14 protein-coding genes and 2 pseudogenes are annotated in these 13,987 nt (G+C 61.2%); 6 read left to right on the forward strand and 10 right to left on the reverse strand.

All coding sequences use genetic code 11. The features are described from left to right. Positions 1-70 precede the first annotated feature (70 nt). The 4 genes from VKS22_04720 to VKS22_04735 form a co-directional block, all read right to left on the reverse strand. Complete coding sequence (locus tag VKS22_04720) at positions 71-1,333, reverse strand: pitrilysin family protein (protein ID HLW69908.1); 1,263 nt, start codon at positions 1,331-1,333, stop codon at positions 71-73. 18 nt (positions 1,334-1,351) lie between these two features. After that, positions 1,352-3,448, reverse strand: a complete 2,097-nt coding sequence (pnp, locus tag VKS22_04725) for a polyribonucleotide nucleotidyltransferase (GenBank protein HLW69909.1) — start codon at positions 3,446-3,448, stop codon at positions 1,352-1,354. A gap of 146 nt (positions 3,449-3,594) precedes the next feature. Further along, the gene (gene rpsO / locus VKS22_04730; GenBank protein HLW69910.1) at positions 3,595-3,864 is read right to left on the reverse strand and encodes a 30S ribosomal protein S15; all 270 of its coding nucleotides are present in this window, start codon (positions 3,862-3,864) and stop codon (positions 3,595-3,597) included. A gap of 124 nt (positions 3,865-3,988) precedes the next feature. Then, positions 3,989-5,116 carry a VWA domain-containing protein gene (locus VKS22_04735; protein ID HLW69911.1) on the reverse strand — a complete coding sequence of 376 codons (1,128 nt, stop codon included), beginning with the start codon at positions 5,114-5,116 and terminating at the stop codon, positions 3,989-3,991. A gap of 394 nt (positions 5,117-5,510) precedes the next feature. Between VKS22_04735 and hflX the strand changes: the two genes are divergently transcribed. Next, complete coding sequence (gene hflX / locus VKS22_04740; protein HLW69912.1) at positions 5,511-6,779, forward strand: GTPase HflX; 1,269 nt, start codon at positions 5,511-5,513, stop codon at positions 6,777-6,779. A gap of 10 nt (positions 6,780-6,789) precedes the next feature. Then, positions 6,790-7,413, forward strand: a complete 624-nt coding sequence (locus VKS22_04745) for a CDP-alcohol phosphatidyltransferase family protein (protein ID HLW69913.1) — start codon at positions 6,790-6,792, stop codon at positions 7,411-7,413. A gap of 1 nt (position 7,414) precedes the next feature. Here VKS22_04745 and VKS22_04750 read toward each other — a convergent pair whose 3' ends face one another. From VKS22_04750 to VKS22_04760, 3 genes are all read right to left on the reverse strand, one after another. Further along, positions 7,415-8,038: a DUF1614 domain-containing protein gene (locus VKS22_04750; protein HLW69914.1), complete on the reverse strand. Its 624-nt coding sequence runs from the start codon at positions 8,036-8,038 to the stop codon at positions 7,415-7,417. Between the two features lie 105 nt (positions 8,039-8,143). Continuing rightward, positions 8,144-8,716 (reverse strand): isoprenylcysteine carboxylmethyltransferase family protein, encoded by a 573-nt coding sequence (locus VKS22_04755; GenBank protein HLW69915.1) that lies wholly within the window; start codon positions 8,714-8,716, stop codon positions 8,144-8,146. Positions 8,717-9,089: 373 nt separating this feature from the next. Next, positions 9,090-9,479, reverse strand: coding sequence for a hypothetical protein (locus tag VKS22_04760; GenBank protein ID HLW69916.1), 390 nt, complete (start codon positions 9,477-9,479; stop codon positions 9,090-9,092). 53 nt (positions 9,480-9,532) lie between these two features. Between VKS22_04760 and VKS22_04765 the strand changes: the two are divergent. From VKS22_04765 to VKS22_04780, 4 genes and pseudogenes are all read left to right on the forward strand, one after another. Continuing rightward, positions 9,533-9,763: pseudogene (locus VKS22_04765) on the forward strand (DDE-type integrase/transposase/recombinase). Positions 9,764-10,984: 1,221 nt separating this feature from the next. Then, positions 10,985-11,464 carry a glutathione binding-like protein gene (locus VKS22_04770; protein ID HLW69917.1) on the forward strand — a complete coding sequence of 160 codons (480 nt, stop codon included), beginning with the start codon at positions 10,985-10,987 and terminating at the stop codon, positions 11,462-11,464. Positions 11,465-11,590: 126 nt separating this feature from the next. Beyond that, on the forward strand, positions 11,591-12,067 hold the full coding sequence (locus VKS22_04775; protein ID HLW69918.1) for a nitroreductase family deazaflavin-dependent oxidoreductase: 477 nt from the start codon (positions 11,591-11,593) through the stop codon (positions 12,065-12,067). A 196-nt stretch (positions 12,068-12,263) separates the two neighbouring features. Then, on the forward strand, positions 12,264-12,713 hold the full coding sequence (locus VKS22_04780) for a helix-turn-helix domain-containing protein (GenBank protein ID HLW69919.1): 450 nt from the start codon (positions 12,264-12,266) through the stop codon (positions 12,711-12,713). 207 nt (positions 12,714-12,920) lie between these two features. On the opposite strand, the pseudogene VKS22_04785 reads toward VKS22_04780, so the two are convergent. From VKS22_04785 to VKS22_04795, 3 genes and pseudogenes are all read right to left on the reverse strand, one after another. After that, positions 12,921-13,259: pseudogene (locus VKS22_04785) on the reverse strand (transposase). A gap of 48 nt (positions 13,260-13,307) precedes the next feature. Next, a complete protein-coding gene (locus tag VKS22_04790; GenBank protein ID HLW69920.1) occupies positions 13,308-13,679 on the reverse strand; it encodes a helix-turn-helix transcriptional regulator in 372 nt (123 codons plus the stop codon). Beyond that, positions 13,676-13,987 (reverse strand): hypothetical protein (locus VKS22_04795; protein HLW69921.1); only part of this gene is annotated, 312 nt, incomplete at its 5' end. The genes VKS22_04795 and VKS22_04790, both read right to left, overlap by 4 nt.

Here is a 13,987-nt window from a genome sequence, read left to right on the forward strand (position 1 = left end):
GTTCGAGTTGCTCCGATACTCACGCGCTTACCAAGGGGGGTCCGGAAAGTTTACGCGCTAAGTCGGATGATCAGTTCAGAGGGGCGAAGATCTCCGGGCCGATCTCGCGGCCCTTCAAATCACCGAGCATCACCATTCCCATGCGCTCGCCCTTGAAGCACGACGATGCCAGCTCGACTACCTGATCGTTGGTGACCTGCTCGATGCCCCGCGCGATCTCTTCGAGCGGGATGTCGCGATGGAAATAGATTTCGTTGCGCGCCAGCCGGTTCATCCGGCTATCCGTTGATTCCATCCCGAGCAACATGTTGCCCTTGAGTTGACTCTTCGCGCGGGTCAGTTCTGCCGGCCGTAAGCCTTCGCGGACGACCTGCACCAACTCCTTGATCGTCACGTCAATCACCTCATCGACCCATTCGGGCGAGGTCCCGGCGTAGATCCCGAAATAGCCGCAGTCGAGAAACGCCGACATGAACGAATAGATGCTGTAGACGCGGCCGCGCTTTTCGCGCACCTCCTGGAACAGCCGCGACGACATCCCGCCGCCGAGCGCAGTGTTGAGCACGTAGCCGGCGTAGCGCAGCCGGTCCACCTGGCTGAGCCCGCGGCCGCCGATACAAATATGCGCCTGCTCGAGCTTCTTCGCCTGGTTCAGCACCATCAGGCGCTCGGTCGGCGCCGTGATCGGACCGATCGTGCCGTCACCCTCGATCCCGCCGAACAGCCGTTCGCAGTCCGCAACCAGCAGCTCATGATCGATCGCGCCCGCCGCGGCGATAAAGACCCTGCCCGCGCGATAGCGATCGGCCATGAACGAAACCAGCAGCTCGCGATCGATCGCGTTGACGGTCTCGACCGAACCGAAAATCGGCAGCGCCAGCGGATGGCCGCCCCAGAAATGCAGATTGAAGAGATCGTGGATAAAATCGTCGGGCGTATCTTCGGCCTGCGAGATCTCCTGCAGCACCACTTGCCGCTCGCGATCGATCTCCTCGGGGGCAAAGACTGAATCGAGGAAGATGTCGGCGAGTAAATCCACCGTCATCTTGACGTCCTCGCCCAGCACCTTGGCGTAGTAGCAGGTGTACTCCTTGCCGGTAAACGCATTGAGCACGCCGCCGACCGCGTCGATCGACTCGGCGATTTGCGCCGCGGTGCGCTTCGCGGTGCCCTTGAACAGCAGATGCTCGATAAAGTGCGAGACGCCGTTCTCCGGCCCCTCTTCGTACCGCGAGCCATTCTCGACCCAGATGCCGATCGTGGCCGACAGCACCTGCGGCATCGCCTCGGTGAGAACGCGAACCCCGTTCGTCAGTACGCTCTTTTTTATCATCAAGATCAGATTCGAATCCTATTTGGCCTTTTGCTCGAGTTCCTCTTGCGCCTCGCGTAGCGAGAGCCGGATTTTTCCGCTGCGATCAACGTCGAGCACCTTGACCATGATCTCGTCGCCCTCGTGCACGACGTCTTCGACCCGCCGCACGCGCTCTTTGGCGAGCTGTGAGATGTGCAGCAGGCCGTCGGTGCCCGGCATGATTTCGACGAAAGCGCCGAACTCGACGATCTTGCGCACCACGCCGTGGTAGATGCGTCCGACCTCGGGCTCCGCCGTGATGCCCTGGATCGCCGCGACCGCCCGTTCCATCGCGTCGCCGTCGGCCGACGCGATCCGCACAGTGCCGTCGTCCTCGATATCGATCTTGCAGCCGGTCTCTTCGACCAGTCCGCGGATCACTTTGCCGCCGGGTCCGATGACGTCGCGGATTTTGTCGGGTTTGATATGCAGGGTTACGATCCGCGGCGCATAGGTCGAGGTGTCGGCGCGCGGTTTCTCGAGCGCCTTTTCCATCACACTCAGCACGAACAGTCGCGCCTCGCGCGCCTGAAGCAGCGCCTGCCGCATCACGTCGCGCGTCACGCCGCCGACCTTGTTATCCATCTGGATCGCCGTGATGCCGTCGGCGGTGCCCGCCACCTTGAAGTCCATGTCGCCCAGATGGTCTTCGTCGCCCAGGATGTCAGTGAGCACGCGCACCTGCTCGCCTTCCTTGACCAGGCCCATCGCGATTCCCGCGACTGCCCCCTTGACCGGCACGCCGGCGTCGAACAGCGCGAGGCTGCCGCCACACACGCTCGCCATCGAGGAGCTGCCGTTGGATTCGAGCACCTCCGAGACGATGCGGATGGTGTAAGGAAAATCGTCTTCCGCCGGCAGAATCGGCGCCAGCGCGCGCTCCGCCAGGGCGCCGTGCCCGGTGTCGCGGCGCGAAGGACCGCGCAAGAATTTCACTTCCCCGGTCGAAAACGGCGGAAAGTTGTAATGCAGCATGAATTTCTTGAAACGCTCGCCAAACAGCGCGTCCACCCGCTGCTCGTCGGACGAAGTGCCGAGCGTCGCCGTTACCAGCGCCTGCGTTTCGCCGCGCGTGAACAGCGCCGAGCCGTGCGTACGGGGCAGCACCTGGACTTCGGCGCTGAGCGGACGGATCTCGGTCGAACTGCGGTCGTCGATGCGCCGATCCTGTTCGATAATCACCCGGCGCACGCGCTCGCGCAGCACCTTCTCGCTGGCCTCGCCGAGCTCCTTGACGCGATCGGGAAAGCGGCCAGCCATCTCCTCGACGACACGATCCGAGAGGGCATAGACCGCGTTATTGCGCTCCTGCTTGCCGGAAATCTTGAGCGCCGCTTCGAGGTCGCCGCCCATCTGCTCTTTGACCGCGGCCAGCAGCGCGGGATCGAGCACCTTGGGCTTGAATTCGCGCTTTGGCTTGCCGGCCAGCCGCCGCAGCTCCTCCTGCAGCTCGAAGACCGGACGCAGCTCTTCGTGCGCCATGAACAATGCTTCCAGGACCGCTTCCTCGTCCACGATGTCTGCGCCGCCCTCGAGCATCACGATCGAGTCGGGCTTGGCCGCGACCACCAGCGAGATGTCGCTCTCTTCGAATTCGGCAAATTTCGGATTAACGGTTATGCGGCCGTCGATCCGGCCCATCCGCACCGCCGCGACCGGCCCATTATGCGGAACGTCCGAAACCTCGAGCGCCGCCGATGCCGCAATCAGCGCGAGCGTATCGGGATCATTGTCGCGATCGGCCGAGAGCACCGTCACGACGATCTGCGTCTCCTTGTCGTAGCCTTTGGGAAACAGCGGACGCATCGCCCGATCGATCAGGCGGGAAGTCAGAATCTCTTTTTCCGACGGTCGCCCTTCGCGCTTGAAAAAGCCGCCAGGGATCTTGCCGGCGGCGAAGGTCTTTTCCTGATAGTCCACCGTGAGCGGCAGAAAATCGATCTTCTCCCGCGCCTGATAGGCCGATACCACCGTTGCGAGCACGACCGTATCGCCATACTGCGCGAGGACGGCGCCGTGCGCCTGACGGGCCAAACGGCCGGTCTCGAGCGACAACCGCCGCCCGGCAAACTCAATCTCTAGCTTTCGATACATTGCTTACACCTGCGGGATGGAGACGACTGCAACGCCGTTCAATGTCGCGGCTCGGCCACGCGGCGTTACTTTCCTGATGCACCCAAGGGGACGTGACGCGCGCAGAGCCCGCGCATCACCAACGATCAATGCCGCGATGCCGCGGCCTAACGCCGGATGCCGAGCTTCGCAATCAGTCCTTTGTAACGATCAAAGTCCTGCGTATGCAGATAGTCGAGCAGACGGCGGCGCTTGCCGACCAGGCGCAACAATCCGCGACGCGAATGATGGTCTTTCGCGTGACCCTTGAGATGCTGGGTGAGCTGCTCGATTCGCGCGGAAAAAATCGCGATTTGAACTTCGGACGAACCGCTGTCGGTTGCCGCTCTGGCGTTAGCCTTTATGATGTCCCGTTTACGGGCGGCCTCGAGAGGCATCAGGTATTGCTTCTTTCCCTCTTCCTTTTGTTGACCGCGAGGCTACCAGAGCTTCGCGCCACAGTAAAGGCGCGCACTCCCCTTTCAGACCTTCGGTGCGATCACAGAAAACCTGCGTCATCACTCAAGGCGCGCCGATCGCGCCCGCCGAGGCTGACTCGGTACCGCCAGCTACTGTAACTCCCTTACGGACGCGAACAGTATCTTCCGGATGTTTTGGAACGTCAACGCGGATAGTGCGATAACCACCGCTGGAGGCGTTGGGCGCCACGAATCCAACTGTGTATTGCTCGCGCAACTCCTCGCTGATTGAGCGGCAAGCGTCGCGCATCGCTTCGCCGTCGCCAACTTCCCTCAAGACGTAGGTCTTGGCCCCGGTCTCGCCTGAGAGCAGTCTCAGCGTGCGTCCATCGACCTCATCGATACCCGAAAAAGCCGAGAAAAGTCCGCCTCCACCGCCGCCATTGTCCTCCCCGATCCCAATGGAATACACCAGCACGCCCATCCGCCGCGCATAGGCGACGACGTCTTGCAGATCCGCCTGACTCTCATTATCCATCCCGTCGGTGACGACCAGCAGCGCCTTTTTGTCCCAGCGGCCATGACGGACCCGGATGAGGCCCTCGATAATTGTGTCGTAGAGCGCGGTTTCGCCCCACGGGTTGAGGATTTGCAGCTTGTCGATTACGAGTCTGTGATTGAGGGTAAAAGGCTGTAAAAGATAATCACGATCGGAAAATGCAACCAGAAAGATGTCATCTTGCGGATTGAGTTGCTCGATAAAGGTCGTGATCGCAGCCCGCGCTTGAGGAATTTTCGGCCGCATGCTTCCCGAAGTATCGACTAGAATCCCCACCGAGACCGGAGTGTTCAGATCGCGCCGGAAAAATTCGATCGGCCGATTCTGCCCATCAATCGAGAGTTGCAAGTCGTCGCGCTGCAGACCGGTCTGGTAGGTGCCGTCCTGCTTGGTGACGGTGACCGTCACCTGCTCGTAACCGGACTGGTTGCGCAGTTGGCGCGGCGCGATCGAGAGCTCCTGAGGCGCTTGCGGCGCGATCGGTGGAAGCTGATCTGTCGCGCCATGTTGGAGGCCGTTAGCCGGGACTTCGAGGGTCGAGCCCGCGCCGCTCTGCGGCTGGTTTCGTGGCAGTTCCAGGGGTGCCGGGAAGCTGCCCTGCTGCGCCCCGACGATCCGCGCGCAGACCATCAGCGCAAAGATTAAAATCGCGCCGCCAAGGCCGATCGTCATCCGGTGAAATCGATTATTGCGAGTGGTCATATGATTGTTAACGCACTTGGCGCTATGATCTTCCTACTCCCAATCGCGGAGGGCAAGTCGTCACCTCCCCACGCGCTGAGCGTTAGTTCAATCCCGCCAAGCCTCTTGCGTCACTCTGAGCCGAGTCCGCGAGGCGAAAGCCTGCCCTGAGCCTGTCAAAGAGAATCCCGGCTCTTGCTCTTCTTCCCTCCGGTCATCTGCCCGCGCTCAGTCAGACGCGCGAGCACCTCCTTAGATTTGACGAAAAGTCAGCTCCGCGTGTTTCAGACGATCGGCAAAAATTTGCTACGCTGAGCCATAGAGGGGAGGCAGCTTTCTGGATTCCACAGATAGTCGGACGACCACTTCGGGCGAACGCGCGATTCTGGTCGGCGTCGAAACCGGCGCGCGCGACGGCATCACCACTGAGGAGTCGCTCGCCGAACTCGGCGCGTTGGCGGAAAGCGCCGGTGCCGAAGTCGCGGGCAGCGTTCAGCAAAAGCTCAAGGCGATCGATCCGCGCACCTTTATCGGCCGCGGCAAAGCCGCCGAGGTTCGCGAACTCGCGAATCAGCAAGGGGCCGTGCTCGCGATCTTCGACGACGCGCTCAGCCCGGCGCAGGCCCGCAACCTCGAAAATGAACTCAAGCTCCGCGTGATCGATCGTTCGCAGCTCATTCTAGACATCTTCGCGCAACGCGCGCGCACCCTTGAAGGCAAGCTGCAGGTTGAAATCGCGCAACTCAGCTATCTGGCTCCGCGCCTGACGCGCCAATGGGGCCATCTGTCGCGACAGACCGGCGGCAGCGGCGCCGGCGGAAGGATCGGTACGCGCGGCCCCGGCGAGACCCAGCTCGAAGTTGATCGACGGCGCGTGCGCGAGCGGTTGACCCGCCTTAAAGCCCGCCTTGGCGAGGTCGAGCGCACCCGCTCGATCCAGCGCCGCCGCCGCACCGACGTTCCTTACGCCACCGTCGCGCTCGTCGGCTACACCAGTTCGGGCAAATCCACCCTGATGAACGCGCTGACCGGCGCCGGCGTCGAAGTCGCCGATCGACCCTTCTCGACGCTCGACCCGACTATCCGCCGGCTCAAGCTGCCCGGCAACATCCAGGTGATGATTGCCGATACCGTCGGCTTCATTCATCGGCTGCCCCACATGCTGATCGAAGCCTTCAAGGCGACGCTTGAAGAGGTCCGCTCCGCCGATCTCCTGCTCCACGTCGCCGACGCCTCGTCGCCACTGCTCGACGAGAGGATGCGCGTGGTCGATCAGGTGCTAGAGGAGATCGGCGCAGGTGCGACGCCGCGGCTCGTGGTGCTCAACAAGATCGATCTCATCGAAGGCCCGCCGCGGGCGCACTATGGTGAAGAATGCGTGGGCATCTCTGCCCTGCGGCGCAAGGGTTTGGACAACCTGCTCGAAGCGATCGCGCGAACACTGGCGCCGCTGCGCGAAGAGATCGCCGTGACCTTGCCCTCGGCGCGCGGCGACCTCGTTGCGATGGCGCGGCGGGACGGCGAGGTCTTCGCCGCTGAGTACAGCGACGGCGTCGTCGCGATGCGCGCGCGGGTCAGTCCGGCCGTTGCCGGCCGCCTGCGCAAGGCCGCCCTCTTGACCCGCGCGCGGTCCAGATGGAGCGTGCGTGAGTAGTTCGAGACCGATGGCCTCTTCACCGAAATCGTCCGCGCCTCCGTCCCTGGTCGCGCATTATCCGCAGCTCAGCTTCGGCCAGCTCCTCAACGTCCCCAACGCGCTGACGCTCTGCCGGCTCTTCCTGATCCCGGTCTTCCTCGGGATGCTCAGTAAAGGCCGCTTCACCACGGCGCTCTACGTCTTCGGCGCCGCCGCCGTGACCGACGCGCTCGACGGCACGGTCGCACGATGGTTCGATTGCCGCACCGAAATCGGCGCGATTCTCGATCCTTTCGCCGACAAGCTGCTGCTGCTCAGCGCCTTTGTCGCGCTGACCACCGACAATGTGATGCCGGGCTGGCTGCTCGGCGTGGTTGTTATCCGCGACGTCGTCATCGTCTTCGGTTACCTGATGATTTCCTTTTATGCCGACGAGCGCGTGCCGGTGCGTCCGAGCTACCTGGGCAAGACCGCAACGGTCTTTCAGCTCGCCTGCGTGATCGGCGCGCTGTCGCATCTCGGCGCGAGCGAGCCTCGGCTATGGCGCACGCTGCTCCATCTGACGGTGGTAGTCACCGCGGCCTCGGGCGTGCACTACGCCTATCGCGGGCTCGCTTGGCTGAGCTCCCGCGAACCCGAGATGTTCGCGTAGATCAAGCTAACAGCACGGCGACGATGCCGGTTAGAAAAACCCCGTCGAAGGTTCCCGCGCCGCCAATCGACGCGACCGGCGCGCCGAGATCGCTGAGCTTCCCTAGATTTGCGAGATCGGCGCCGATCAGCGTTCCCGCCACCCCACTCACATAGGCGATCGCGTCCAGATGCTGGTTACCAAACAGCCCGCTTAACAGATATGCGGCCATCGCCGCGACGATCGGCGGGATGAACATCGGCGTTGCGATGCCGAGTCCACGGACCGGCCGGGCAGATCGATTGACCACGATCGCTACGATCGTGGCGCCGATCGCTGCCGGTACGATCGCACTGGCCTGATGGATCAGCACATAAAGGCACACGAGGATTGGCACCACCGCGCCGCCGACGTTGACCGCGATGACGGTTGACGCGCCCGCGGCGCGCGCCGGGACTCGATAACGCACGCCGAAGGCGCTGACCATCTCGGCGTTATGCGCCGCGCCGCCGTCGATGCGCGCGATCGGGATATTGATGAAGCTGCCGAGCAGGCTGGCGAAGAGCGCCATAAAGGCCAGTTCCGGCGGCAGGCCGAGCGCGCCAAAAGCGTAATGGATCACGCCGATCTCGAGCAGCGAGAACAAGATCGCGAGAATGATGAAGAACGCGATGCCGTAGAGCAGAACGAAAGGTCCAAAGAATATCCGCCGATAATATCAAGGAAGGAGGGGAGCGCGTCAGGACTCAGGTCACGAACGCCCTGTCAGGCGCGGCAAGAAGCGTCGACGGTCTGCGAAGGCCTCCGCGTATTTCGTGCCGAGCGCGGCTTCCTCCGCCGGGACCCGAATGCGCATCAGAACGAAGTTCGCGGCTGAGAAGACGATCGCCGTCAGCCAGCATCCGCGAACCATCGGCAACGCGACCAGCTCGAGCGCAACCGCGATATAGTTGGGATGGCGCACTAGGCGATATGGTCCGCTCGTAATCGGAGCTGCGGCCGGCGTAACGATGATGCGGGTGTTCCAGCGTTCGCCCAGCGCAATCACCGCGCTGTAGCGCAGACCCTGCGCGGCGATCACGCCGGCCAGCGCGACCCATCCGAGGACCGGTGGAAACTCGCGATGGAAAAATGCCGGCTCGCCGACGCACGCGGCCAGAAAAGCCGTATGCACCACGACCATCGCGCGGTAATGCCGTTGACCGCTCTCGATTCCGCCATGCGCGAACGCGCGCCGCGCGTTACGCCGCGACAACCACAGTTCGAACAGACGCTCGATTCCGACGAGCGCAACCAGGGCGTAGTAGGCCTCGAGCGAGCGCACAGCTACCAACGGAGCAGGACCATCTCGATACCGAACCGGGTCCCATCGCGAGCACGACGCCCCACTGACCCGGTTCCGGACGTCCGCTGCCGAGCAATTCCTCGAGAATGAACAGCACCGACGCCGACGAAACGTTGCCGATCCCTTGCAGCGAGCGCCACGAACCGCCGAGCGCCGTCGGCGCCAACTCGAGCGCCTCTTTGACCGCTTCGAGCACCTTCGGTCCGCCGGCGTGGACCACCCAATGGCTGATATCGCTGCGGCTGAGACTGTGCCGCGCCAAGAAAGCGCCCGGGTCGTCCGCCAGATGCTCGCACACCAGTCCGGATAATTGCGCCGACAGGATAATCTTGAAGCCGCTCTCGATCAGATCCTAGCCCAGCGCGCGTTCGCTGTCCGGATAGACTATCGAACCCGAATCGATGATCTGTGGACGCTGATTTCCAGCCAGTTCCGCACCGCGCATAATCACCGCCGCCGCGCCGTCACCGAAGAGTCCCGACGCGATCATATTGGTGATCAGGGTATCGGTCCGCTGGAGGGTTAGCGAGCAGAGTTCGACCGACACCAGCATCGCGATCTGCTCGGGATAGGCGCGCAGATAGTCCGCGGCGCAGCCGAGACCGCCGACCCCGGCGGCGCGTCCCAGGCCGAAAATCGGTGTGCGCCGGATGTCACGCCGCATCCGCAGCCGATTGATGAGTTGCACTTCGAGGCTCGGCGTCGCGATCCGGGTGACCGTGACAAAGAAGATGTGATCGATCGCGCGTGCGCTGAGACTGCAGGCTGGTGAAGCTCGATCATTCTACGTTGTATCAACGCTGGAGCCTGGACTTCATCACCGACACGCTGAGTGATAGCCGGCGCTTGCGGATCCTCCGCGGCGTCGACGACTTCAGCCGTGAATGCCTGGCCACGGTGGTCGATACTTCATTGAGCGGCGTGCGGGTCGTGCGCGAACTCGAGCGCCTCACCGGTGAGCGCGCGACGCCCGAGGTTATAGTCAGCGACAATGGCAGCGAACGGACTAGTGTCGCCCTGCGGTGGGTTCCTGACCGCGGGTTGAACACCCAAACAACGCACAAATATCTGTCGATTGTGAAATTATTTCTGGCTTCACGTCGGGGCCATTGTCCCAACTCCGCATTCAGGACGTCGTGAAATTTGTGCGGCACCAGGCAATGCTTCTTAAAGGAAAGATACGAGTGCATCACACGACCACAGCGTTACGCTCGTTCCTCCGATACCCAAGGTACTGCGGAAGCCGGAGTTCCCAAAGTCGCCAGCTGGTCCTTAACCGCAATACCTCGGTCGATCTCCCAGGATGACTTGCGTAGAGTCCTCGCGTCATGCGATCGCGAGTCTGTTGTAGGCCGACGCGATTTTGCAATCCTCCTATTGCTTGCTCGGTTGGGGATACGCGCAGGCGAGGTCGTCGCGCTCAAACTCGACGACATCGATTGGAGAGCGGGCTGCATATACATACGAGGAAAGACCGACGAGCGTTCTCAACTGCCACTGTCATCCGACGTAGGTACGGCAATTGCCGACTACCTAAAACGGCGCCCACGCAGCAATGACAGTCGCGTCACTCTTCACACGCGTTATTGCACCAATTCGAGGCCTCTAAAACTCAATAGCTATAGGCTCCATTGTTAACCGGGCACTCACACGCGTGGGGATACGCACACCGTAGAGGAGACATCAGTTTCGGCAAGCACCAGCAACTGAAATATTACGCAAAGGAACATCTTTACCGGAGATTGGCCAGATACTCCGCATCGCAGTTCTCAGACCACAGCGATCTATGCTAAGGCCGACCTGACTGCCTACGCAGCTTGGCCTTCCCTGGCCCGAGACGAGCCATGATTACTCTAAGAGAATCACTGAATGAGTATCTGGAAATGCGCCGTGGCTTGGGATACAAGCTCTCGCGCGCATGTTCCGAGCTAATGCAATTCATTCAATTTATGGAAGACCAACGCGCTACACACATCGACACCGACTTATCGCTCGAATGGACACAACTGACACGAAAGTTCAATCGTCTCTGTGGGCAGCTCGACTCGGCTTTGTGCGCGGTTTCGCAAAATATCGGTCAGCAATCGATAACCTTAGTGAAGTTCCGTCCCTATTGAGTCTTGCATAAAATAGTGACAAGCATTCCAATCTTTGCTAGCATAGGTAATTATGTTAGACTTGACACTTCTGACTTTAGCAGATGCTCGCTAGGGGTGACAGGTCGGAATCTTCGAATCCAACAGCATCATGCGCGCGGTGGCCAGGCTCGGTGATGCTAAGCTCGGGGTATATGGGAAGGATCCCTACGAAACGTCACGGATCGACAGCTTTCTCGACGCAAGTCTGGTGTTCGCGCGTGATTCACAAATCTATCTGCTCGCGCTGGGCAGCGGATCCTTGTCCGAGGAGATTTACCATCGAACCCGCGAAGCATTCGCGGTATACATGGCCGGGATCAACTCCGCACTTTCGGCAGGTCGAGGTTTCATTGTAGGCGACCGCCTGACCCTGGCCGACGTGTGCTTCGTGGCTGAGCTCGGGCTGTTCCATAACGAGAAGCCGCGCGCCCGAGATCTGAAGAAGCGAGGACTAGAGCCGATTCTGGCTGGGAACGTCGACGAGCAGTTTCCGGATGCTATGGCTCACTTCGCGAAACTGTCGAAACATCCAGCATTCGCTCCCGATATCGACCGGTACATGCAAAAAATCGAACGGGCGACAGCGTGAGCGACCGATGGCTCGTGGCGAAGCACCGGCCGCGGAATATTTCTTCGGCAGTAAATCCCTTACGCTGCAGCAGCTGCTGCCCCCAATTTCCGCAGCACTGTTACATCTCGACGAAAGGAAACCATCATGAGTGAAAAAGAAGAGTTCGAAAAGCTCCCGGAAGCAATGCCGAAGTGGCTCACGGACCACGTGGAGCTCTATCTGTCCGAGCCCGAGAAGGCCCATCTGTGGGACTCGACCATTGGCGGCGGACCCGGCCCGCTGCCGACGCTGCTCCTGATCGCGCGCGGCGCGAAGAGCGGGAAGCTCCGTCCGCTGCCGCTCCTATACCAGGAGATGGATGGTAAGTACGTCGTCATCGGCTCGAAGGGCGGCGCGCCGACGCCTCCGGGCTGGTACGTGAATCTGAAGGCGAATCCGGAGTGCGAGATCCGAGTGGGCGCGAAGCGCATGCACGCCCGCGCGCGCACGGCGAGCGGCGACGAACGAACGCGCGGCTGGCAGAAGATGGCCGCGATGTATCCGCCCTACGACGACTACCAGAAGCGGGCGGGCTCACGGCAGATCCCGGTGGTGGTGCTGGAGCCGATTGGCTCGGTGTGAGCGCGAGGCTCGTCGAACGGCGTCGTAACCGATCACGCTTGTTCAGTCGTCAATGCTCAATTGACGTTTGGGGCGCCGAGCGAGGCGCGGCGATGGGGAAAATGTTCGCGCCAGCTTGCCGTGTAAGATTCCTCCTTTATCACTTCCAATTAGGAACCTAGTTTTGAATCGCGGGTTGTGCAAAACTATCGGGTAGATGCGCTGGCAACAAATCGACACGATGACCTGCTCAGTCGCCCGAACCCTGTCGGTGGTCGGCGACCGCTGGACGATGCTGATCATACGCGACGTGTTTCTGGGTATCAGCAGGTTTGACGCGATTCAGCAGGATTTGGGGCTCACGCCGCATCGCCTATCGGACCGGCTGCGCAAACTGGTGCGCGATGGAATCCTCCTCCGCGTCGCCTACCAAAAGCGTCCGTTTCGATTCGACTATCGGTTTACCGAACAAGGGCTTGATCTCTACCCTCTCATGGCTACCATGACCGAGTGGGGCGATCGCTGGATGGCTGGACGCGCGGGTGTCCCGGTGGAATTGGTCCACCGGCCCTGCGGCCACACGATCAAACCGGAACTCCATCTGTCCATGCTGCAAATCGAAGATAGTCGCACGCGAGATGAGCGCCCGGCCCGGTCCAGCGCTTAAGGGTCGCGCTCTGCCCGGACAGCATCGCAGCGCCGGAAAGTCACTTGCGAAACCAAAAAGACCGCTTGACCGCTCCTGCTCGAGTTCTCTTCCAATTCGGAGATCGCTGCTGCGCGAAGTCGCTGTTTTGTGCTAGGCCACATCGTCGATCCGATCGTGTACGGCACGCGACGATCTCATATATCGGACTCCCATCGGCAAGTACGCTTTTTTGAGCAAGTGGCTCTCCAGCAACAGCTCGGCCAGCAGTTCCTTGAGCTGACGCTCTTGCGCCTAAATCCTTGACTTCGTCGCTGGGGCGCTTTGCGGGCAGTATCACCGGCTAGCCGCTTCTTGCCCGCCTCCTGGAAGTCCTTCCACCGGTAATAGAGATTCTGGCTGAGGCCTTTCCTTGCGGCACAGCTCGGCGATACTGTCTTCGCCGCGCAAACCCGCAATCACAATCCGGACCTTCTCTTCCGCTGAATACTGTCGCCGGTTCGCTCGCCGTATATCCCGAACCTTTGTCTCTGCTGCCTCTGACTGCAGCTCTGCTTGCGATCTAATCGCCGCTCCTTCGCGGTTAAGATGAGCTCAATTCTCTCTCTTCCTCAATCACGCAATTCTGTTTAACTGGTGCCGACGGGGAACAACCAGTGGTGTCGTGTTGTTTCCGGCTGTTGTCTTCAACATCTTCCGGAACACCCGGTATGCGGCGAGTGCCCGCTCCTCTGAGACCTTGCTGAAATCGATATCGAACGGCATCTGATGCGCCAGGAAGTAGAGCAGTTCCACGTCGAGGTCGAGCACCTTCGCGAAGTGCTGGAGGAGAAAGCCGCGCGGGGGATGCCGCAGGCGGTGCTCAATATCGTTCAGATACGGCCCGGAAATCCGCCCCCCTTCGGTTTTGATTAGCGCGGCGAGTTGCTGTTGCGTCAGATTGGCCTTCCGCCGCGCCTCAGCAATCACTTCGCCGAAGAGTCTCATCGCGCTACTCCCGTACTTGGCCGTCCGCTGTCGCGTTTGAGCGCCGCCCTAAATAGTCTAAACGCCGTCACGATCTGAGCCGCGTCGATATACTCCGTCGGCACCACGTCCGGAGTCATCCGCCGCGCCCAAAAATAGAGCACCTCCGGCGGCAGCTTGAGGCTCGCCGCGATCTGCTCGATCAGGTAGTCGGGCGGGACGCCGGTAGTGTCGGGAAGTTGGTGGAAAAGTGAAAAGGCGTCAAGATCCGGCGAGTTGAGCCACAACTCACACCCGCTAGGCGGCGGGTGCCGGAGGATGACGCCATG

The sequence above is a fragment of the Candidatus Binataceae bacterium genome (assembly GCA_035308025.1).
Classification (GTDB): Bacteria; Desulfobacterota; Binatia; order Binatales; family Binataceae; genus JAJPHI01.

Coding starts and splice junctions, on each gene's coding strand:
- VKS22_04720 (HLW69908.1), bottom strand. CDS start 1,333: ATGATAAAAAAGAGCGTACTGACGAACGGGGTTCGCGTTCTCACCGAG.
- pnp (HLW69909.1), bottom strand. CDS start 3,448: ATGTATCGAAAGCTAGAGATTGAGTTTGCCGGGCGGCGGTTGTCGCTC.
- rpsO (HLW69910.1), bottom strand. CDS start 3,864: ATGCCTCTCGAGGCCGCCCGTAAACGGGACATCATAAAGGCTAACGCC.
- VKS22_04735 (HLW69911.1), bottom strand. CDS start 5,116: ATGACGATCGGCCTTGGCGGCGCGATTTTAATCTTTGCGCTGATGGTC.
- VKS22_04745 (HLW69913.1), top strand. CDS start 6,790: ATGGCCTCTTCACCGAAATCGTCCGCGCCTCCGTCCCTGGTCGCGCAT.
- VKS22_04770 (HLW69917.1), top strand. CDS start 10,985: ATGCGCGCGGTGGCCAGGCTCGGTGATGCTAAGCTCGGGGTATATGGG.
- VKS22_04775 (HLW69918.1), top strand. CDS start 11,591: ATGAGTGAAAAAGAAGAGTTCGAAAAGCTCCCGGAAGCAATGCCGAAG.
- VKS22_04780 (HLW69919.1), top strand. CDS start 12,264: ATGCGCTGGCAACAAATCGACACGATGACCTGCTCAGTCGCCCGAACC.
- VKS22_04790 (HLW69920.1), bottom strand. CDS start 13,679: ATGAGACTCTTCGGCGAAGTGATTGCTGAGGCGCGGCGGAAGGCCAAT.